The sequence below is a fragment of the Bradyrhizobium sp. Crot121 genome (genome assembly GCF_059512385.1).
In genome coordinates, this window is sequence record NZ_JCAMOR010000002.1 from 96,791 (window position 1) to 115,922 (window position 19,132).

19 protein-coding genes and 1 pseudogene are annotated in these 19,132 nt (G+C 61.5%); 7 read left to right on the forward strand and 13 right to left on the reverse strand.

Annotated elements, in window-relative coordinates; all coding sequences use genetic code 11:
* Genes AC5ZGW_RS02705 through AC5ZGW_RS02715 form a run of 3 tightly spaced genes read right to left on the reverse strand, consistent with a single transcriptional unit; the run spans window position 1 to window position 2,796 of the window.
* Window positions 1-1,104 (reverse strand): CgeB family protein, encoded by a 1,104-nt coding sequence (locus tag AC5ZGW_RS02705; RefSeq protein ID WP_130222665.1) that lies wholly within the window; start codon window positions 1,102-1,104, stop codon window positions 1-3.
* Window positions 1,101-1,697, reverse strand: a complete 597-nt coding sequence (locus AC5ZGW_RS02710) for a histidine phosphatase family protein (RefSeq protein ID WP_130222666.1) — start codon at window positions 1,695-1,697, stop codon at window positions 1,101-1,103. Before AC5ZGW_RS02710 ends, AC5ZGW_RS02705 begins: the two co-directional genes overlap by 4 nt.
* A 4-nt stretch (window positions 1,698-1,701) precedes the next feature.
* Window positions 1,702-2,796 carry an inositol-3-phosphate synthase gene (locus AC5ZGW_RS02715; protein WP_130222667.1) on the reverse strand — a complete coding sequence of 365 codons (1,095 nt, stop codon included), beginning with the start codon at window positions 2,794-2,796 and terminating at the stop codon, window positions 1,702-1,704.
* Window positions 2,797-3,132: 336 nt separating this feature from the next.
* Here AC5ZGW_RS02715 and AC5ZGW_RS02720 point away from each other — a divergent pair, with 336 nt between their 5' ends.
* Together AC5ZGW_RS02720 and AC5ZGW_RS02725 are read left to right on the forward strand one after the other, a co-directional pair.
* A complete protein-coding gene (locus tag AC5ZGW_RS02720) occupies window positions 3,133-3,441 on the forward strand; it encodes a hypothetical protein (protein ID WP_130222668.1) in 309 nt (102 codons plus the stop codon).
* A gap of 77 nt (window positions 3,442-3,518) precedes the next feature.
* Complete coding sequence (locus AC5ZGW_RS02725; RefSeq protein ID WP_130222669.1) at window positions 3,519-4,442, forward strand: glycosyltransferase family protein; 924 nt, start codon at window positions 3,519-3,521, stop codon at window positions 4,440-4,442.
* Here the strand turns inward: AC5ZGW_RS02725 and AC5ZGW_RS02730 are convergent.
* Window positions 4,439-5,335: a Crp/Fnr family transcriptional regulator gene (locus tag AC5ZGW_RS02730; RefSeq protein ID WP_245474487.1), complete on the reverse strand. Its 897-nt coding sequence runs from the start codon at window positions 5,333-5,335 to the stop codon at window positions 4,439-4,441. The genes AC5ZGW_RS02725 and AC5ZGW_RS02730 overlap by 4 nt on opposite strands.
* Before the next feature lie 789 nt (window positions 5,336-6,124).
* On the opposite strand from AC5ZGW_RS02730, the gene AC5ZGW_RS02735 reads away from it, so the two are divergent.
* Together AC5ZGW_RS02735 and AC5ZGW_RS02740 are read left to right on the forward strand one after the other, a co-directional pair.
* A complete protein-coding gene (locus tag AC5ZGW_RS02735) occupies window positions 6,125-6,502 on the forward strand; it encodes an NUDIX hydrolase (protein WP_130222670.1) in 378 nt (125 codons plus the stop codon).
* Window positions 6,503-6,793: 291 nt separating this feature from the next.
* On the forward strand, window positions 6,794-7,522 hold the full coding sequence (locus AC5ZGW_RS02740) for a Crp/Fnr family transcriptional regulator (RefSeq protein ID WP_130222671.1): 729 nt from the start codon (window positions 6,794-6,796) through the stop codon (window positions 7,520-7,522).
* On the opposite strand, the gene AC5ZGW_RS02745 is transcribed toward AC5ZGW_RS02740, so the two are convergent.
* Window positions 7,519-7,851: a DUF6894 family protein gene (locus AC5ZGW_RS02745; RefSeq protein WP_130222673.1), complete on the reverse strand. Its 333-nt coding sequence runs from the start codon at window positions 7,849-7,851 to the stop codon at window positions 7,519-7,521. The genes AC5ZGW_RS02740 and AC5ZGW_RS02745 overlap by 4 nt on opposite strands.
* A 211-nt stretch (window positions 7,852-8,062) precedes the next feature.
* Between AC5ZGW_RS02745 and AC5ZGW_RS02750 the strand changes: the two genes are divergently transcribed.
* Window positions 8,063-8,980: a c-type cytochrome gene (locus tag AC5ZGW_RS02750; RefSeq protein WP_130222675.1), complete on the forward strand. Its 918-nt coding sequence runs from the start codon at window positions 8,063-8,065 to the stop codon at window positions 8,978-8,980.
* 14 nt (window positions 8,981-8,994) lie between these two features.
* On the opposite strand, the gene AC5ZGW_RS02755 is transcribed toward AC5ZGW_RS02750, so the two are convergent.
* The 6 genes and pseudogenes from AC5ZGW_RS02755 to AC5ZGW_RS02780 all read right to left on the reverse strand — a co-directional run bounded on the left by AC5ZGW_RS02755 (window position 8,995) and on the right by AC5ZGW_RS02780 (window position 14,689).
* Entirely contained in the window at window positions 8,995-9,402 is a 408-nt protein-coding gene (locus AC5ZGW_RS02755; protein ID WP_130222677.1) for a c-type cytochrome, read from the reverse strand.
* Entirely contained in the window at window positions 9,386-10,279 is an 894-nt protein-coding gene (locus AC5ZGW_RS02760; protein ID WP_130222818.1) for a cytochrome c oxidase assembly protein, read from the reverse strand. Before AC5ZGW_RS02760 ends, AC5ZGW_RS02755 begins: the two co-directional genes overlap by 17 nt.
* Window positions 10,280-10,607: 328 nt before the next feature.
* Window positions 10,608-11,210, reverse strand: coding sequence for a cytochrome c oxidase subunit 3 (locus tag AC5ZGW_RS02765; RefSeq protein ID WP_130222679.1), 603 nt, complete (start codon window positions 11,208-11,210; stop codon window positions 10,608-10,610).
* A complete protein-coding gene (gene ctaD, locus AC5ZGW_RS02770; RefSeq protein WP_130222681.1) occupies window positions 11,207-13,120 on the reverse strand; it encodes a cytochrome c oxidase subunit I in 1,914 nt (637 codons plus the stop codon). Before ctaD ends, AC5ZGW_RS02765 begins: the two co-directional genes overlap by 4 nt.
* Window positions 13,117-14,129 (reverse strand): annotated as a pseudogene (coxB, locus tag AC5ZGW_RS02775) (cytochrome c oxidase subunit II). The gene ctaD and the pseudogene coxB overlap by 4 nt, the downstream one beginning before the upstream one ends.
* The gene (locus tag AC5ZGW_RS02780; RefSeq protein ID WP_130222683.1) at window positions 14,126-14,689 is read right to left on the reverse strand and encodes a c-type cytochrome; all 564 of its coding nucleotides are present in this window, start codon (window positions 14,687-14,689) and stop codon (window positions 14,126-14,128) included. The pseudogene coxB and the gene AC5ZGW_RS02780 overlap by 4 nt, the downstream one beginning before the upstream one ends.
* Before the next feature lie 173 nt (window positions 14,690-14,862).
* Between AC5ZGW_RS02780 and AC5ZGW_RS02785 the strand changes: the two genes are divergently transcribed.
* Window positions 14,863-17,172: an FdhF/YdeP family oxidoreductase gene (locus tag AC5ZGW_RS02785; protein ID WP_130222685.1), complete on the forward strand. Its 2,310-nt coding sequence runs from the start codon at window positions 14,863-14,865 to the stop codon at window positions 17,170-17,172.
* Window positions 17,173-17,183: 11 nt separating this feature from the next.
* On the forward strand, window positions 17,184-17,441 hold the full coding sequence (locus AC5ZGW_RS02790; RefSeq protein ID WP_130222687.1) for a hypothetical protein: 258 nt from the start codon (window positions 17,184-17,186) through the stop codon (window positions 17,439-17,441).
* Here the strand turns inward: AC5ZGW_RS02790 and AC5ZGW_RS02795 are convergent.
* A complete protein-coding gene (locus tag AC5ZGW_RS02795) occupies window positions 17,438-18,580 on the reverse strand; it encodes a DUF305 domain-containing protein (RefSeq protein ID WP_130222689.1) in 1,143 nt (380 codons plus the stop codon). The genes AC5ZGW_RS02790 and AC5ZGW_RS02795 overlap by 4 nt on opposite strands.
* A 5-nt stretch (window positions 18,581-18,585) precedes the next feature.
* Window positions 18,586-19,128 (reverse strand): hypothetical protein, encoded by a 543-nt coding sequence (locus AC5ZGW_RS02800; protein WP_130222691.1) that lies wholly within the window; start codon window positions 19,126-19,128, stop codon window positions 18,586-18,588.
* Between the last annotated feature and the right edge of the window lie 4 nt (window positions 19,129-19,132).

The following is a 19,132-nucleotide window of genomic DNA, read 5'->3' on the forward strand; positions in this document are numbered from 1 at the left end:
TCAGATCTCCTCGGCTTCCGTTTGGCGTGCGCCTCGGCGCCCCGTTTGCTCCAGTAGCGCAATGAGTTCGCTGGCGCGTTTCCCGGAGCTATGCTGGTCCAACGCCCGCTCGCGTGCGCGCTTGGCGATACGCAGGAGTTCCGCGTCGTCCGCGTCGAGCGCGGCAAGAGTGTCGCGTTCATCATGCGCTATCAGGATTTCCTCGCCTGGAGCGAAGAATGCCTCGAAACCGTCCCAGCTATCGCTGAGCAGAGGTACGCCACACGCCGCCGCTTCGAACAAGCGGCCTGACGGACACCAGCCCATTTCAGCCATTGCGCGGCGCGTGATGTTGAGCGTCAGCCGAGACGAGGCAAAGAACGGCGCGTGCTCGGACGGCGGTAGGTGCCGAACGAAATAGATGTTGGGGGACCACGGAAAACTGTCCGGATATTGCGCGCCGCCAATCAGGAATCGAAGGTCCTGCCTTGCGCGCGCCGGTTCGACGAACAGGGTTTCTAGCGCGAGCTGGCGATCTTCCGAATAGGTCCCGAGATAGGAGAGCGCGGCGCGATAATGCGGTTGCGGCGGCACTGGCCGATGCACGTCGGCGTCGACGTGCCCATAGAGCGGTTGTACATTGCGCGCGCCTAGCTTGTGGCGGAACTCCTCCAATACACGGGGGCCGCCCGTGAAGCTCAGGACAAGGTCAAATCTACCGAGATCACCCCGACCGATATAAGGTACCGCCTCTCCGGCCTGCAGCTTGGAGAGCGTGACGGGCGTATCGAGATCATAGAACACCGAAATGGCGTGGCTCTGATCCAGGATCAGCTCGGTCGCCGAGATGGCATCGGGGCAATAGGAGGTGACGATCGCCGCATCGGCGCAAAGGATATGGTCACGCGCCTTGGCGCGGATATCGTCCCACGCCGAGAACAGCTCCAGGCGCCCGCCCGGCAACTCGAACATGTCTCTTGCGCCGGCATAATAAGGGACATCGCGCTCGAAGAACACGATCGTGTGGCCGGATCGCACAAGATGCTTGCAAAGGCCACGCCACAGCGTGGCATGGCCATTGCCCCAGGACGATGAGATCGTCAGACCGAAAATCACGATCTTCACGCCGGCACCCGTTGATTGATTTGCGCGATGCGGATCCCCGCCTTGTCAACGACCAGAGTGCTGACGCTGGCAGGATCGACCTCGATCGAGAGAAAGTTGTCGAGCGGAGTTCCCGAATAATGCAGCAGTGCGGCGCGGATCGGTTCGGCGTGGCTGACGATGACGACCGTGCCCTCGGTCCGGTCGCGACCGAGCTGTTCCACATGCTCGACGACCCGCTGCTGCAGGATATGCATGCTTTCGCCGTTTGGCGGACAGCTTGCGGCTCGTTCCTCATTCCACCGCGCCCAGGCCGGATCGTTTTTGAGCGCCGCGAATGGCCGACCGGTCCAGTCGCCACAGTCGATCTCGTCGACCGCCGGTACGATCTCGACCGGCAGGCGGAAACGCCAGGCTAGAATGGCCGCTGATTGTCGCGCGCGCGGCTGCGGGCTCGCCTGAACCGCGGAAGGGGCGTGCCGGATCAGCTCGGCGCCGCACGCCATCTGCCGACAGCCGAAGTCATCGAGCTCAACGCCGGCCATCCGGCCACAAAGCATTTGCCCGAGCAGCGCATGATGACCGTGGCGAACAAGGTGAATGGTCTGCACCATTGGCTCACGCCTTGTCATCGATGAAAGTACGCGTCTGGCGGCGTGCTTCCTCGTCGGTGAACTGGCAGGGGGGAGATTTCATGAAATAGCTCGACGGACCGGTCAGTGCTCCCGAGAGGCCGCGGTCCATTGCGAGTTTGACGCAGCGGACGGCGTCGATCACAACTCCAGCGGAGTTGGGCGAGTCCCAGACTTCAAGCTTGACCTCGGCGGTCAACGGAACTCCGCCAAAAGTCGTGCCTTCCAGGCGGATAAAAGCGAGCTTGCGATCCGTGAGCCAGGGAACATGATCGCTTGGCCCCACATGCACATTGTCGGCATCCATTGGCACCTCGAACTGGCTGGTGACCGCCTGTGTCTTCGAGATCTTCTTCGAGGTCAGGCGTTCCCGCTCGAGCATGTTCTTGAAATCAGTATTGCCGCCGACGTTAAGCTGATAGGTGCGATCTAGCCGCACGCCGCGTTCCCGGAACAGGTTGGCCAGCACGCGATGTAGGATCGTGGCGCCGACCTGGCTCTTGATGTCGTCACCAATGATCGGCAGACCCGCTTCCTCGAAGCGGCGCTGCCAGATGCTGTCGGAGGCGATGAAGACGGGAATGCAGTTGACGAAACCGCAGCCGGCATTGATAGCGCGCTCCGCGTACCACTCGCTCGCCGCTTGCGAGCCGACCGGTAGATAGGAGACCAGAACATCCGTGCGCGATCTCGCGAGAACGTCGGCGACATCGGCCACAGGCGTGTCGGCGATCGGAATATCATCTTCCAGGTAGCGGCCGACGCCGTCGAGCACGGGACCGCGCTGCACGATAACGCCGGTTCTTGCAACATCCGAAAAGCGGTGCGTGTTGTTTGGCATTGCCAGGATGGCGTCTGACACATCGCGTCCGACTTTGTTAGCGTTGACATCGAAGGCTGAAGAAATCTCGATATCGCTGACGTGATAGCCGCCGAGATCTGCGTTCATCAGTCCGGGGACCGGCTCGTTCGACTTGGCATGCCGATAGTAGTTCAGACCCTGGACGAAGGAACTTGCGCAATTTCCAACTCCCACGAGACCGACGCGAACGCGCCGCCTGTCTTGAAGACGTGAATGCATGGATCGCGATCCTCCGGGGAGCAAGCCGCTACGTGGTGCGGACGTAAGCAGGTCGGCGAACGTGTGAAAGGTATGTTCGTTCCTGCCGCAAAGCTGTCGGTGCGACACGAGCACGGTTTCGGTCAAACAAAATCGAGAAAGCTTAACCCAGATTAGGATCGCGCAGGAACGAAGCGTATCCTGGATGAAGATGAAGAAGATGATCCTGAGACATCGTCCGCGATGAGCCGCAGTCGCGTACTCGGAAGAACCAATCCGCAATCGGAGAGTTCATGACGAACAGCCTGATGCGGAAGCTGGCCCTGTCCGCCAGGTTCGACAAATGAGGAGCTGCCAATGACTGCAAGCCATACCAGGACGGCGGAAGGAAAAGCGCATACGACCACAGATCACGAGGTGATCCGGGACTGGGCGGAAGAGCGAGGTGGCCATCCGGCGACGGTCAAGGCGACCGAAGAGGACGGGCACGCCGGCATCTTGCGCATCGATTTCGCCCCTAAGGATGAGGGGCTCGACGAGATCAGCTGGGACGAGTTCTTCCGCAAGTTCGACGAGTCCGAACTGGCGTTCCTGTACCAGGACGAGACCAGCGACGGCAAGCCGAGCCGGTTTCATAAATTCGTGCGGCGCTCCTCCGCCGGATGAGTTCTGCATCCGCAGCGTCAATTGATCCGGCCGGTTCATTGCCCGCGGACGTGGCGCAAGGCAGCTGGATCGAGGCGATGCGGGCGGCCGATTTCAAACGTGCCTGGGCGATCAACGATCGCGACCTGGCGCGCTTCTGTCAGATCTGGCCCGAGAAGCATACGGGGCCGCGCCATCTGCAACGGATCTGGCGCGGCGAGCCGCTGTGCGGCAAGCGGGTGCTGGTTCGCTGCTACCACGGTCTCGGCGATACCATCCAGTTCGTTCGCTTCATGCCGGCGCTTCGCGCCGTTGCGCGTGAAGTGACACTCTGGTGCCAGCCCGAGCTGCTGGCACTGTTGGAGCGCATGGACGGCGTCGACCGCGCCATGCCGCTCAATGATGGAGCGCCCGATGCCGAGTTTGACGTCGACATCGAGATCATGGAAGTGCCCCATGCCATCAGGGCTGAATATGGCTCGATCGCGATGCGGAGGCCCTATCTGACGTCGGATGGCCGTGATAGCCGAGCGATATCCCGGACCGGCGACCGACTGGCGGTTGGCTTGGTCTGGGAAGTTGGCGAGTGGGACAAGCGGCGTGCGATCCCAGCCACCTTGCTACAGCGTCTCAATGGGAACGACGTGAACCTCTATTCGCTGCAGCAAGGTCCGGCGGCCGCGCAGGCCGCGGGCATCGGTGCAGTGGACATCAGTACACCGGATATCGGCATGCTTGGCCGAACGATCGAGCAATTGGACCTGGTCGTCTGCGTCGACACCATGATTGCTCACCTCGCGGGGGCGCTTGGCTGCGACGCCTGGGTGCTACTGCACCGCGATTGCGACTGGCGATGGCCTGCCTTCGGCAAAAAGACGTTCTGGTATCCGAGCCTGCGGTTGTTTCACCAGTCGGCTCCCGGAGAATGGTCCGGCGTCATCGAAGAGGTCGGGCTCGCGCTCGCCGATCTGGCAAGCGCGAAGGAACGAAACCGGCCGTACTTGGCCAATCCCCGAGCTTAGGTCATTAACGTGTCGGCCCCGAAGCGGTCCATGGCAACGGTCGGTGCCGACTGCTGCTCGATGCTGTCGTAGTCGCGTAGCCGTAGATAATCCGGATCGAAGCTGGCAAGACGAACGAGGCCGTTCCAGTCAGTGACCGTGATCGTCTTGGAATGCCATTGCAGGAGATTGCTTCGGCGCAATTCTTGAACGATCCGGTTGGCATGAACGGCGGAAATGCCGCAGGCTGTGGCCAGATCCGATTGCGTGAAGGGCGAAGGAATTCGGAAGTCTTTTGCCAGACCGACCGCGCGGAGGCGGATTGTGATCTCGCAAAGCAGGTGCGCGACCCGCGTCAGTGCGTCACGGCTGCCCAGATTGACGATCCAGTGCCGCAAACAAGAGGCATCAGTGAGCAGCAGACGCAGCAGCGCCCGCGACAGCGACGATGATAGCGCAGATATCTCTCGAAAATACCTGTGAGACACGGATGCGACAACGGCCGGGCCAAGCGTGAGCAGCTCGCGATCGACCCGGCCGTCATAGATGGTGTGAAGGTCAGGTACGTCACCGGGCACGTAGATCGACGTGATCTGGCCATCGGGGCTCTCGAGATCCCGCCAGCAAAGATAGCCTTGCAGAAGCAGATGGCAGTGGTCGGGCTGACAGTCCCTGTGGACCAGATGATGGCGGGGTCCAAGATGGCTAATGCTGCTCGGCATTCTCGCGAGCAAGTCGAGATCATCGGGTGACAGTTCGACAATGCTCGCAAGGCGGTCGACTAATTTCGAAAATGAAAATCCGGTTTGCATATGACTACCGCGTTCCGCACCGGCTCGTGGCTGACTGGATAACCTGTGATGCCCGAAGGTGAACAACGAGTCCGTTGCAAAGCGACTCGTGATGAAGATCAAAGTTCCTATTTTCCATCGAGACCAACGACATCGGACGCGCCGCGCCCTTCGCTGATCAGCCCAGGTGGCACATCTTCGCGCCTAAGGGGTATTTACATAGTTGAATGTACCTTGCCGCCTCGGCGAATGGTTTCGCTATAGGCACGTCAAGCGCAGGCGCAATCGCGCAAAACAGATTACTTGCGCCGAACTGCCGAATGGCGGCGACCACACCAGCCGGAAATATATCGCCGAGCAGCTTATCCAGGCTGCGCGGCGGCAAGACGACGCTCGGAGCGCTAACGTACCGCAGACGAGGTCATGAAACAGGCAGCCCAGATGCCCGCCAGGAGCGGGACGAGCTGCTGAAAAGAGCCCGCCGGGCCGACACGCGGCCTACATCGATGAGTGGGCTTCGTCCCGGGACTCCAGCCGCCTCAATAGGGATCTAGAGCCACCTCCACTCCAAGCTCTGAAGAGCCTCCGCCGCGTCGCGGGGGCTTTTTTCTTCAGCAAAAGCTGTGGAATGCGGCTCGATCGCGGGATCAATGTTTCATCACCCAACAAATGATAATGCGTGGCTTAGCGGAGCAGGCCAAGTTGCTCGGTCTGGTCTTATCCAAGGCTAGGCACACGAGAGCGCCGTGTTGGGGCCCCAGCTCCTGAGCTGGGGCCTTTCGCGCCCGATTGTCGAGGTTGTCGATGCCGTCGCTCGCAAAGTCTCGCGCTCTCGTCTTTGCTTGTTCCCTCCAGGGTAGCGTTCCCGCTAGAATTGATTGACGGTTCGCAGCAGGAGCGGGATAGCTGGGAATGGCGAAGTCATCCAAACTTGTTGCGACCAGGCGTGGCCGCGTTCTCCTGGTCAGGCGTCGGTCCGATGGTTTGTGGATGTTTCCCGGTGGGCGTAAGCGGCCGCGCGAAACCGAAAGAGGATGCCTGCGCCGGGAGATCAAGGAGGAGCTTCCGGGTCTCAAAGTCGGCAGATTGCGGCTCTGGAAAGAACTGAAGGCCAAGAACAAGCGGTCTGGCCGGAGGATGAGCGACGCAATCTTTATTGCCAAGAACGCGAAAGGCAAGCTGACGATCGGCGACAAGAAGGAAATCGATCGAGTGGCGTGGCTCAAGCCGGGAGCCGCCCGCTTGACGCCGACCTCGCGCTATGTTCGCGACATACTTTTTCCGAAGTAGATCGAATAGTCGGGCGAGTTGCTCAATCCCATGGCATCTTTGGACCGATACCTGCGGCCAAATCCTTCCGGGCCCCATTCGGAACCTTCGGATTCCAACTCATGTTAAGATTGATGTGCAGTTCCCCGGAGCTCGCGATTGAAAGGACGATGATAAGTTAAAGACTCGCTTTCATAACCAGCGTTAGTCGGGGATCGGCCGGGACCGCCGCCGCGGCAGCTGCGCTCAGGCACCGCCCAGAGATAGGTTTGGCGTGCACCCGGTTTGACATTCTTCTCGCTGGACAGATTGATGATGGCACCAGTAGCGACCGCGCTCCTCACGAAGTTGACAGCCTCCAACGTGTTGGATGGGGAGGACATCCAGGCGATTCAGAGATTGCCGATTCGCTTCCGTGAGCTTGATGCTCGTCAGATCATCGTCGCCGATGGCGAGCGCCCGGCAGAATGCTGCCTGCTCGCTGAAGGTTTTACGTTTCGCTCGAAAACGACTTTCGACGGGCTACGGCAGATCCTGTCATTGCATGTTCCCGGTGAGATTCCCGATCTCCAGAGCCTCCACCTCAAGGTCATGGACCATGATCTCGTAACGCTCACGCCTTGTGAGCTCGGCTTCATTCCGCATGATGCTTTGAGGCAATTGAACCGAGAGCGCCCGAACGTGGCATCGGCGCTTTGGCGGGAAACATTGATCGACGCGGCAATCTTCCGGGAATGGATCGTCAACGTCGGGCGCAGATCGGCGACTGCCAGAATGGCGCACTTCTTTATTGAGCTTTTCCGGCGCCTCGAGGCTGTGGGCCGGACCCGAGACGGAGGATTTGAGCTTCCGATTACGCAGGTAGAGCTGGCCGATTGCCTCGGCATCTCGACCGTGCATGTCAACCGGGTGCTTCAGGATCTGCGGAAAGAGGGGCTTCTCACTGTCAACCGGGCCAATTTCCATCTCCTAGAGCGGAAGAAATTGGAGCAGCTCGCTGGGTTCGACCCAACCTATCTGCATCAACACCCCGATCTTTAACTTGGATCAAGATCAGTCCTGCGCGCGGATACATGGATCTGAAAGATCGACCTGTCTTCGCGCTTGACTTCAACGGACCAGACGTTCGCGCCATCGAGATCCAAATTCACCTCGATATCCCGCACGGTCCTCAGCGCTTCTTGCCAAGCGGCATTGTCGTCCGGCAGCTCTTCGCCTGATGTGTCTTTGAATGGATGACCATTCGAAATATGAAAGAAGTAGTGCGGCATGACGAGAGCGTGAACGCGCATATGGACCTGCCGTTCCATTTCTTCCGGTGAGCCGTACAGGTCCAGGCCTGAACTGCGACCATCGTGCAGCGCCGCCAAGGGGCGGCGGCCCTCGCACGTCAATGACGAACCCGGCGCTGCGCAGCATCGCCTCGACGAAACCCGAAGTTCCGATTTACCCCTACATCCAATTTACCCCCTACACGGGCTATCGCTTCGGTGCCGCCATAGTGGCAGATCGAGAGGCCAGGGAACGGCGAGGAAATCGGGCGCGTTAGTGCAGCCGGGAAGACAATCATGTAAGGGTTAGATGCGCGCGCGCATATGGTTTAGCGCAGGAATTGCGACCGCAGTGGTTCTCGCTGTTGGTGCCTGGTTGATCACCGCGCCACGGCGTTTCGCTTCCCCGGACCTTGCCCGTTTTCAGGATAAAGCTGGGGATGCGGTCCGCGGTAAGATGGTTTTTGCTGCAGGCGATTGCGCCTCGTGCCACGCATCACCGGGTCAGGCTGATCGACTGCACCTGGGCGGAGGACTCGCTCTCGCCTCGCCCTATGGGACGTTTCGTGCGCCCAACATCTCAATGGATCCGGTGGACGGCATCGGCAATTGGCAAACGAAGGATTTGGCTAACGCGCTGCTCAACGGCGTGTCCCCGAGCGGAACGCACTATTATCCAGTATTTCCCTATGCCAGCTTTACGCATATGCACCCGCAAGATGTCGCGGACCTGATGGCGTATCTGCGGACGTTGCCGGCGGTCAAAGGGCGGCCGCCTCCGCACGAGCTGGTCTCGCTGTTTAGCGTTCGCCGCTTCATCGGATTCTGGAAAATTCTTTATTTCAGGCCTGGTCCGCTCGCGCCTGATCCTGCTCGCGACGAGAAATGGAATCGGGGCCGATATCTCGTGGAAGCACTCGCACATTGTGCCGAGTGCCACTCTTCGCGCGACATGTTCGGCGGCATCAAGGCAAAGACACGCTATGCCGGCGGTCAGGATCCGGAGGGGGCGGGTTATTACCCGAACATCACGCCAAAAGGCCTCGACCAGTGGCCGGAACAGGATCTGATCGAGATGCTCCGAACCGGGAAAACGCCTGGCCATGGCCGCGTCGGGTCGTCGATGGCCGATGTCGTCACCAACACAGCGATGTTGCCCGAGAACGATCGCGAGGCGATCGCGTTCTACATCAAATCGCTGCCGGCACGGCCGACGCCGACCCCATGACTCTATTCCTCATGTTACCGGGCGTAGAGATAGGCGGCGACATCGCCCGCCTCAGCCTCGGCGATTCCGGTGGCCGGCATCGCCGTGCGCGGCGAAAAGGCCTGCGGCGCCACGATCCACCGAACCAGGTTGTCGGGCGAGTTCGCCGCGACGCCGGCAATGTAAACACGGCCGCGCAGACCGGCGAGCGGCGTGCCGACCTGGCCGTCGGCGCCGGCAACACCCGGGATCGTGTGGCATCCCGTGCAGCCGTAACGGCGCATGATCTCCGGCGCGTGCGAAGGATCGCCACCGGTCATCGCACGGGCAACCCTCTCCGTCTGATGTTGGGAGTTCCACGCAAGCTGCGCCGCGATAGCTGCAGCGACGCAGATTGCTGTAAGTACGAGTACCCACACGCGAGGTCTAGGGAGCGACGACATCGGCTTGTCCTGCAGTCTTTCCCGCTCCCTTGATCCAGATCGCGATCAGCGCCAGCGCGGCGCCAGCGTAGATCGTGCCTGCCGGCACCCACATGATAATCCCGGCGAGTTGCTGATCCTCCAGCGGCGTCAGGCCCCAAGCCGCGGACGCGGCCGTCTGCTGCTGATAGAGCACGCGCGGTGCCAGCGCCATCAGCGCGCCGAGCAAGCTAGTGTGCAGCATGGTAACGAACACGTGCCAGGCCGCCGCGCCTGTCTCGCTGCGGCGAAATACTGACCACCAGAACAACACCGCCGTCACAAAGAAGCTGAGATGCTGTAGTCGATGCAGCAGCAGGTTGTCGACCGCGGCGTCGAACAGCACCGGGGCATGCCATGCCCAGATCGCAACGCCATGCAGCAAGGTGGCGTTGCGTCCAGCGCTCAGCCAGTTCCATGTCGTACGGGTGACTGGATGCCGCATCAGGCGACCCATATTCAGACGTGTCCGTCGCGGCAGCGACCACAACAATGTCCCAACCGGCCGGGCGATGGCAATCAGCGGTGCCGCCACGGCCATGATGATCTCGTGCTCCACCATGTGAAACGTGAAAAGACGTTCGCCGAGCCAGTGCAGCGGAGAAACCAGGGCGGCAGCAAGGGAAAGCCAGCCGACGAGGCAGGCGATATCGCGCCAGTTCCGGGCGCCGCCGTTCCATCCTCGCCGCTGCGACAGCGTAAGCGCACCAATGGCGTACATTCCGCCGAATGCGAGAAGAGGGACAATGATCCAACAGTCGAAGGTCCAGCTCGCGCCGTCGAGAGACTGCTCGACGCCATGGGCATCCGCCGGGGTTGCCAACAGCAATATGAGCAGGGAAGAGGCTATCTTTCGCATCCGGTCAGCACCGTCGAAGCAATGCCCTGCATAAGCAGGGCAAAAGTGAAGACAAGCGCGGCAAGGCTGCTGAGCACGCCGACAAAGGAAGCCGTCTCGTCGGATGCCGCAGTCTGCGCAGATGCTGGTCTCGCTGATCGCCATGAGGCAAGCCCCGCAAGGGCAGCGATCATGGAACCTATGAACGAGGCAATGGCGGACGCATGCAGTTGCGAGCGGCAGTCAGCATAGGGCAGGATTTGTCCGAGTTGCATGTTCACGGCCCAGACGAGCGGCGCGAGCCAGAGGCCGGCCCAGAGCAGAAGATGGGATACAATCCTTAACGTGCTCATAGCCGCGGGATCCAGTAGATGCAGCCGTAGATCGGAAGCCAGGTGGCGACGACAAAGTTCCAATACATCGCGTTGTCCTGGACGTCGCCGAACCGCCTTGCATTGTTGCCGTGGCGGGTGAACATCAACGCGGCGAGCACTAGCGTATCGACGAGATCGGTCACGATGTGGGTCGTGTGCAGGCCCAGCAGCGTCCAGACGATCGAGCCATAGGCGTTGGTGTCCCAGCTAATCCCAAGTGCGGGAAATTCGAAGATACGCACGATCAGCGGCGCAACGCCGAAGAGCGACATCACAACCATTCCGATCCTGATCTTGCGGAGGTCCTGTTGCTCCGCCAAGCGTGACATCCAGACGTTCGGGACGAGGCTTGCCAGCAGGATCAGCGTCACCAGCGTGCCCGGCAGCAGGTCGGGCTTCGGCGCATCGATCGGCCAGGTCGCAGCCAGGCTCATGAGATAGAGATAGACCGCGAGGACGAGCCCAAAGCCGGTGCCCTCGATCAGCATGAAGGCAAGCGTGCCCCACCAAGTGACACTGGCGCTGCCCATGCCGTGCAGGGGGAGCTTTGAGAGGTCGAGTGTAACTCTCTCCTTCATGACTCGTCCTCCGGCGTGCCCTTCGGCCAGAACCAGCCGATGAGGGTGATCGCGATCGGGATCGAACCCCAGACCACCGCCCAAGGTGAGAAGATCGACCAGATCAGCATCACCGTCGTTGCGATCGCCGCCCACAATGGCCAGATCGAATTCCGCGGCGAAGCCTCACGCGCCTGCGGCTCGGCGGTGACCAGCGAGGTGACGACCAGTTCGCGCCGATCGGTGCGCAAGCCGCTCGCGACGGCAAGGATGTCGCTGCGATCCCAGAGCGGATGGGAGCTGCTCACGGCCGGTATGCGCGCAAAATTGTAGCTCGGCGGCGGCGAAGCCGTCGCCCATTCCAGCGTCGGCGCGTCCCACGGATTGTCGCGAGCTGCCGCCCCGGAGCGGGCGCTGCCAATGGCATTGAGAAAGAAAAGCAGGAAACCGGCGACCAGGATGATTGCGCTCAGGCTGGCAAACAGGTTCATGCCATGCCATGGCATGTCCGGCTGGTAGGTATAGATCCGGCGCGGCATGCCCTGCAGGCCAAGGATATGCATGGGAAAGAACGTGAGGTTGAATCCGATGAAGATCAGCCAGAACGACCATTTCCCGAGTGTCTCGCTCATCATCCGTCCCGTGATCTTGGGAAACCAATAGTGGACGGCGCCGAGCAGCGGGAAGACGGCGCCGCCGATCAGCACATAATGGAAATGCGCCACGACGAAATAAGTGTCGTGGACCTGGGTGTCGAAGGGCACGGAGGCCACCATCACGCCGGTCAGTCCGCCGATGACGAAGGTCACGATGAATCCGATGATGAACAGCAACGGCGTCGCGAACAGGGGCTTGCCGTCCCACAATGTCCCGAGCCAGCAAAAGATCTGGATGCCGGCCGGGATCGCGATGGCCATGCTGGAAGCTGTGAAGAAGCTGTTGCCCAGCCTCGGCAATCCAGCGACGAACATGTGGTGTACCCATAGCCCGAACGACAGGATGCCGGTTGCGATCAGGGCCATCACCAACGCGAGATAACCGAATGCCGGACGACGGGCGAACGGCTCGATCATCGTGGAGACCATGCCGGCCGCCGGAAGGAAGATGATGTAAACCTCGGGGTGGCCGAAGAACCAGAACAGATGCTGCCACAACAGCACGTCACCGCCTTCCGCGGGATTGTAGAAGTGCGTGCCGACGAGCCGGTCGAGAATCAGGCTGGTGCTCGCGACCATGATCGCCGGCATCGCCATGATGACAAGGAACGCGGTTACCAGCATTGCCCAGACGAACACGGGAATGCGGTCGAGCGTCATGCCCGGCGCGCGCTGCTTGAAGATCGTCACGACGAGCTCGACGGCCACGGCTAGCGCCGAGAGCTCGGTGAACGTGATCATCTGTGCCCAGATGTCGGCACGCTTGCCGGCGCCGTATTGCGGGCCGGAGAGTGGCACATAGGCGAACCAGCCGACGTCGGGAGCCATGTCGAGCGCAAAGGAGAGCCAGAGCAGCGCACCTCCGGCGAGATAGATCCAGTAGGAGAACGCATTCAGCCGAGGAAAGGCGATGTTGCGCGTGCCGACCATCAGCGGCACCAGATACACCGCCATCGCTTCCATCACGGGCACAGCAAACAGGAACATCATGTTCGCACCGTGCATCGTGAAGATCTGGTTATAGCGGTCTGGCCCCATCAAGCGCGCTTCCGGCTGTGCGAGCTGGATCCGCATCAGCGCGGCGAGAATGCCCCCAAGCGCGAGAAACACGAAGGCCGTCAGGATGTAGCGTCGGCCGATGATCTTGTGGTCGACCGTTGCAAGCGCACCCCACAATCCGCAAGGCGTCTTCCAGGTTTCCGCGAGCTCGGCCTTCAGCCGGCTTCGCTCGAGATCGGTGTCGCGCGTATCCGGTCCGCTTATGTTCGCCTTCATTTCAGGCTCGCCAGATAGGCCGACACCGCGCGCAGCTCCTCGGGCGTGAGCGGCACCGTGGGCATATTATTGCCTGGCTTGATCGTTTGCGGGTCGGCGATCCACGCCGCGAGCGATCCGCGTGTTGTCTCGAACAGGCCAGCAGCGATGTATTTGCGGCCGCCGATATGGGTCAGGTCGGGACCGGTCGTGCCCGATGCCGCCGTGCCGCGAACCGTGTGGCAAGCTGCACATGGCTTCGCGAGAAACGCGTGCTGGCCTGCAGCGAGCTCTTCTTCGGATGGCTGGATGGCCGGCTGCCGCTGTGCGCTTGTCCACCTGTCGAATTCAGCCTCGCCTTCCGCAATGACCAGGAACGCCATGTGCGCATGCTGCATTCCGCAGAATTCCGCGCACTGCCCGCGATAGATGCCAGGGTTTTCGGCGCGAATGAGCAGCTCGTTGGCGCGGCCCGGGACAAGGTCCTGCTTGCCGGCTAGGCTAGGCACCCAGAAGGAGTGGATGACATCGAGCCCCTCGAGCCGGAGACGTACGTTGCGACCGACGGGAATGTGAATCTCATTGGCGGTTTCGAACCGTTCCTCCGGGCTCGCGCCAAATATTCGACGCTCCACCACCACTGCAGGCCGCGCACCTTGATCGTCAACTCGTCGTTGGCGGTAACGCCCAGCGCGCGCGTCGCAAAGAAACTCATGACGGTGAATCCGCTGATGACGACGGTCGTGGCCGCGACCGCGGCGACGATGGTGATTGTCATGCGCCGCTGCGTCGAAGGCTGCGGTGCGATCGGCAACGGACGTTCCCGGCGATTGCGCGACAAGGTGATGATCAGCACGATCATCACCAGCATCCAGACCACGGAGCACACCGCTACGATCAAGATGATCAATTGCTTCAGGCTCATCGCTGGCGCGCCATGCGCATCCAGCGCCGACTGCCAGCCGCTGCAGCCGGCCAGCAGGAGCGCAGGTGTAACGACGCATACAAGCCTGGTCGCGTGTCGTATCACGGCGTCGGCCCTTGATCCGGATGGAGCGGCGTCGGTCCCGGGTCGAACAGGATTTTCGCCGGCGCGCGGTTTTCCGCAGGCCGCGTATGGTTCTCGTCGTTGCGGCTCGGGGCGGCAGTCTTGCCGGCATAAGAGCCGATCGTCTGCACGTAGCCCGCGAGCTGCCAGATCTGATCGGTGGTCATCTTGTCGCGATAGGCCGGCATGCCGTGTGGCCGGCCATCGCGGATCGAGGCAAAGATCGAGACCATCTCGGGGCCGTAGTACCACCAGCCGTCGAGGAAGCCGGGGCCGATGCCGCCTTCGCCATTGCGGTGGCAGGCCTTGCAGCCGAACCATGAATAAAGCCGCTTGCCCTGGCTGAGATTGTAGGCATTGGCCTCGTAAGGTTTCTCCAGCGCAAAATACACATTAGGTGGCGCACCGCCGATGCCGTTCGGCATCAGCGCTACTTTGTCGAGCGCCTCCGCGACCGGTGGATCGAGCCGGAGTTGTCGTTCCTCCCGTTGACATCCGGCCACAGCTATCGCGATGCCGATCAGGAGCGTGGCCATCCGCATGGTTCAATCTGCTGAGAATACAGGAAACCTCGGACTCGTAATCGATGTCGTGGAGCAAAGTTCCTGTAAACGACGCCGGGAAATGCCAAGGGAGTGAAGAGGTTAGGAACGAACCTCGCCGATGGAGCTTGAATGGGAAAATTCGCGAGACAAGCTTCTGCCAAGGAACAGCCATGTCCACCAAACGCAAACTGAGCGCAGACCTCGAAGTCGAGCCGTATGAGCACCCATCTGGCGGATGGGGGTCGGTACGATCCCTTGCTCGGAGTCTCGCGCGCGATCACGTGCCGTTCACGGGCCCGCGCGTTCTGCTCCGCCAGAACAAACCCGACGGCTTCATGTGTGTCAGTTGTGCCTGGGCGAAGCCGGCCGATCCGCGCGTGTTCGAGTTCTGCGAGAACGGCGCCAAGGCGACCACGTGGGAGATCACGCACAAACGCGTGACACCGGAATTCTTCGCCGACAAGCCGCTCGCTGAGCTCGAGGCCTGGGACGATCACCACCTCGAGGCTGCCGGCCGCTTGACCCACCCGATGCGCTGGGATGCTGCGCGCGACAAATATGTGCCGGTCGGCTGGGAGGAGGCGTTCCGCGAGATTGGCCGCGAACTGAAGGCGCTGCAGCCCGATAGCGTGGTGTTCTACACCTCCGGCCGAGCCTCACTGGAGGCGTCCTTCATGTACGGGCTGTTCGCGCGTGCCTACGGCACCAACAACCTGCCCGATAGTTCCAACATGTGTCACGAGACGACGTCGGTGGCATTGCCGGAGAGCATTGGTGTACCGGTCGGCACCTGTACGCTTGACGACTTCAGCAAGACCGACTGCATTTTCTTCTTCGGACAGAATGTCGGCACCTCCAGCCCGCGGATGCTGCACGAGCTGCAGGAGGCGTCGCGTCGTGGCGTGCCGATCGTGACGTTCAATCCGCTGCGAGAACGGGGTCTGGAGGAGTTCGTCAACCCTCAGGCGCCCGGCGAAATGCTGATGGGATCGCCAACCCGCATCACCTCGCAATATCATCAAGTCAAGACCGGCGGCGACACCGCGGCAATCATCGGCATTGCCAAGGTGCTGCTGGCGCTCGACGAGAAGGCCGGCCCTTCCGATCCGGTCATTGATTGGAATTTCATCCGCGAGCATACGCATGGCTGGGACGAATTCGCCGCCGCCGTGAAGGATTGCGAATGGGTAGAGATCGAGCGCCGCTCTGGTTTGACACGCAATGCCTTGGAAGCTGCCGCCACAGTCTACGCGCATGCCAAATCAGTGATGTTTATCTACGGCATGGGCCTGACCCAGCACGAACGGGGCGTTGAAACTGTCCAGACCATGGTCAACCTCGCGCTGATGCGCGGCAATATCGGACGTCCTGGCGCCGGTATCTGCCCGGTACGTGGGCATTCCAACGTCCAGGGGCAGCGCACCGTCGGGATCACCGAGAAGCCGGACATGGTGCCGAAGGACAAGATCAGGGAATTGTTCGGCATCAATGTGCCTGCGCAGAAAGGTACGACGACAGTCGAAGCTTGCGAGAAGATCATCGACGGTTCTGTGCGCGCTGTGGTGCTGCTCGGCGGCAACCTGGTTCGTTCCGTTCCCGACCACCGACGGGTCGAGCCTGCCTGGCGCAGGCTGCGCCTGACGGTGAACATCCTGACCAAGCTCAACCGCACGGCGCTGGTGCATGGCGAGATATCCTATATCCTGCCATGCCTCGGCCGCATCGAGATCGACGAGCAGGAGAGTGGGCGGCAGGCGGTCTCGATGGAGGATTCCACCGGCTGCATGCATGGCTCCTGGGGGCAAGTGAGGCCGGCGAGCTCCGACTTGCCGTCCGAGCCAAGAATCATCGCCGAATTGGCGAAGGCTGCGGCACCCACACGCTCAACCATTCCATGGGATGCATGGGTGGCGGACTATAGCCGGATCCGCGATGCGATCGCGGCGACCTATCCCGACATCTTCCACGATTTCAACGCGCGGCTCTGGAAACCCGGCGGCTTCCATCGCCCGCTCGGCGCCCGCGAGCGCCGATGGAACACGAAGACCGGCAAGGCGAACTTCATCACGCCGGATTCGCTTGCAACCGATATCGACATGCGGCCTGAGGATCGCGACATCGTCCAGCTCATCACGCTGCGCAGCAACGGCCAGTTCAATACTACCATCTATAACTACGACGACCGCTTCCGCGGTATCCACGGATCGCGCTATGTCGTGCTGATGCATCCCAACGACATCGATCGCTTTGCGTTGAAGGAGGGAAGCGTTGTCACGCTCGCCACGGCCGCGAACGACGGCGTCAAGCGGGAGGTCGGCGGGCTTCGGGTTGTCGCCTACAACATCCCGGAAGGGTGTATTGCGGGCTACTATCCCGAATGCAATCCGCTGTTGCCGCTTTGGCATCACGAGAAGAAGGCCAAGACGCCGGCGGCGAAGTCGATTCCAGTGCGGGTCAGGGCCGATGTGCGTGCGGCATGAGGAGGGTGATCATGTCCGACAAAGAGGAGCAGAAGCGCATCCAGGAGAAGCAGGGCGGCCACCATATGCCGCCAAGGCCCGATGATGGCCCGCCGCTCGACGATACCGACCGCAATACTGACAAGGTCATCAAACCGTCGCGCCGCAAGCCGGAGCCTTACGCTAGAGCGTTTTCGAGCGAAGTGGACATCGGTTCGCGTGAAGAAAACGCGTCAAAACAAGGATCTAGAGCTTCGGTTCTGATTCAGTCAGAACAGAAAATGCTCTAGTTCACGTTGTCGGCGAACATGTTTCGAAACGCCGCAGTGACGGCCGCGATGCCGGCTGCGCCCTGCATCAGCGCGATCTCGCCTTGCTGCTCGTGGCGGATCGCATGCGCCATGATGCGCAGGCGCGGGTCGCCGTCGCTGCGCCATTGCTGATCGGCCATCTTCACCGCGCCCTTGTGATGCAGGGTCATCATTTCAACGAACAGTGCATCGAACTGGTCCGGTGAAGCGGCGCTGACCTGCTGCATCTGCACGGAGGTGAGGTAGCCCGGCATGTCGGAGCGCTCCTCGGCCGAGCAGCCCGGCATGGCCGTGTCGAACCAGCTTTGCCACCAATTGTCGAAAATCCTGTTCTCGCCGGTTTGGCTCGCGACCATCAGCATGGCAAGCGACCGCAGATCTGGGTCCTGGGCGCGCTTGATGCCCAAGCGGGCCAGCTCGATGCCCTGTGCGTGATGGGCGGTCATGTGGCGGATGTAGGTTTGATCCGACACCTTGTCGCGGCCGATCCAAGGCAGCTCGCGGCCGAGGCTGGACAATAGCGTTATGCCGGCGAGCGCGATGACGATCGCCAGTGATCCGCTCAGCCGTACTTTGCCGAACCGAGCGTCGCTCTCGGGGGCTTCGCCCGGCGGCCAGCGCAGCCAAGCAAACAGCGGATACATGAAGGCGGAAGCGCCATGAACGAGCAGGCCAATCCAGTAGGGTTGCTGCAACGTGAACAGCGGCTGCCAGAACGGAAGCAGTGGGACCAGCACGAACCATTCCGTCGCTGACGAGAACACTGCCCAAGGTAGCGCGAGCATGAGGATGGTCAGCGGCCGAAGCTCGGCCGTCCAGCGCCCGAGCAGGCCGAAGAACACCATCGCCCACGAGAAGTCCGCCCATTGATGGAACGCGATCCCAGCCAGGATCGCGCTCCAGGACGGCTCGGCGCTGATCGCCCAGTCTCGCGCGGGGATCGCAGCTACCGTCATCCAGTCGACCGAGGCATCGCGGCCGATGCGAGCGGCGAACAGCTGGCTGACGATGGTCGAGAACGTGCTGCTGATCAGGCCAAGTTCGGCCGCCGCGAGCCAGTGCGATTTCGTTCTGCGTGCCGTCCGCGTGCGGGTGTTGCCGCAAGGCGTCACGCCCATTTCATCTACGACGCTCCGACGGCTGCCCGGCCAAGGAGGTTCTTCGCGGAACTTCGTGCGGCCTCTAACCCCTTCGGGAAGCCACTCCGGTCGGCATAGAGGCGCCGTCCCCCGCCACGCCTCGGCGAGCGCGCCACCGTCTGCTGAACAGCCTTGTAATCGAGGAAGGCGATCCCTCCGACCATCAGAAGCGCGAGCGCGACATTGTGCTTCTTCGGGTTGTCATATCTGAACCCGGACAGCAGTGTAGCGGCGTCCAACCCGTCGCCGGCAACGCGGCTCCACATGCCGGCACGCTTGTCCACGGAAAGCGACATGACGCCGCTGAACAGCTCGCGGAAGCCGTAGGCGCGGACGAGGCCTTCGCTTCCCCGCATCCCCAATGCGCGCGTGATCCGCCGCGACGTGAGCACTTCCATCGCACCAAGACCGATGCTGAACCAGCCAAGCCTTCGCGCGAGGCGGTCGGACGGCTCGATCGAGCTCGGACCACTGCGCACGATCTTCGGGTCACCCTTGGATCGCATGATGTTGGCAACGTAATACATGTTC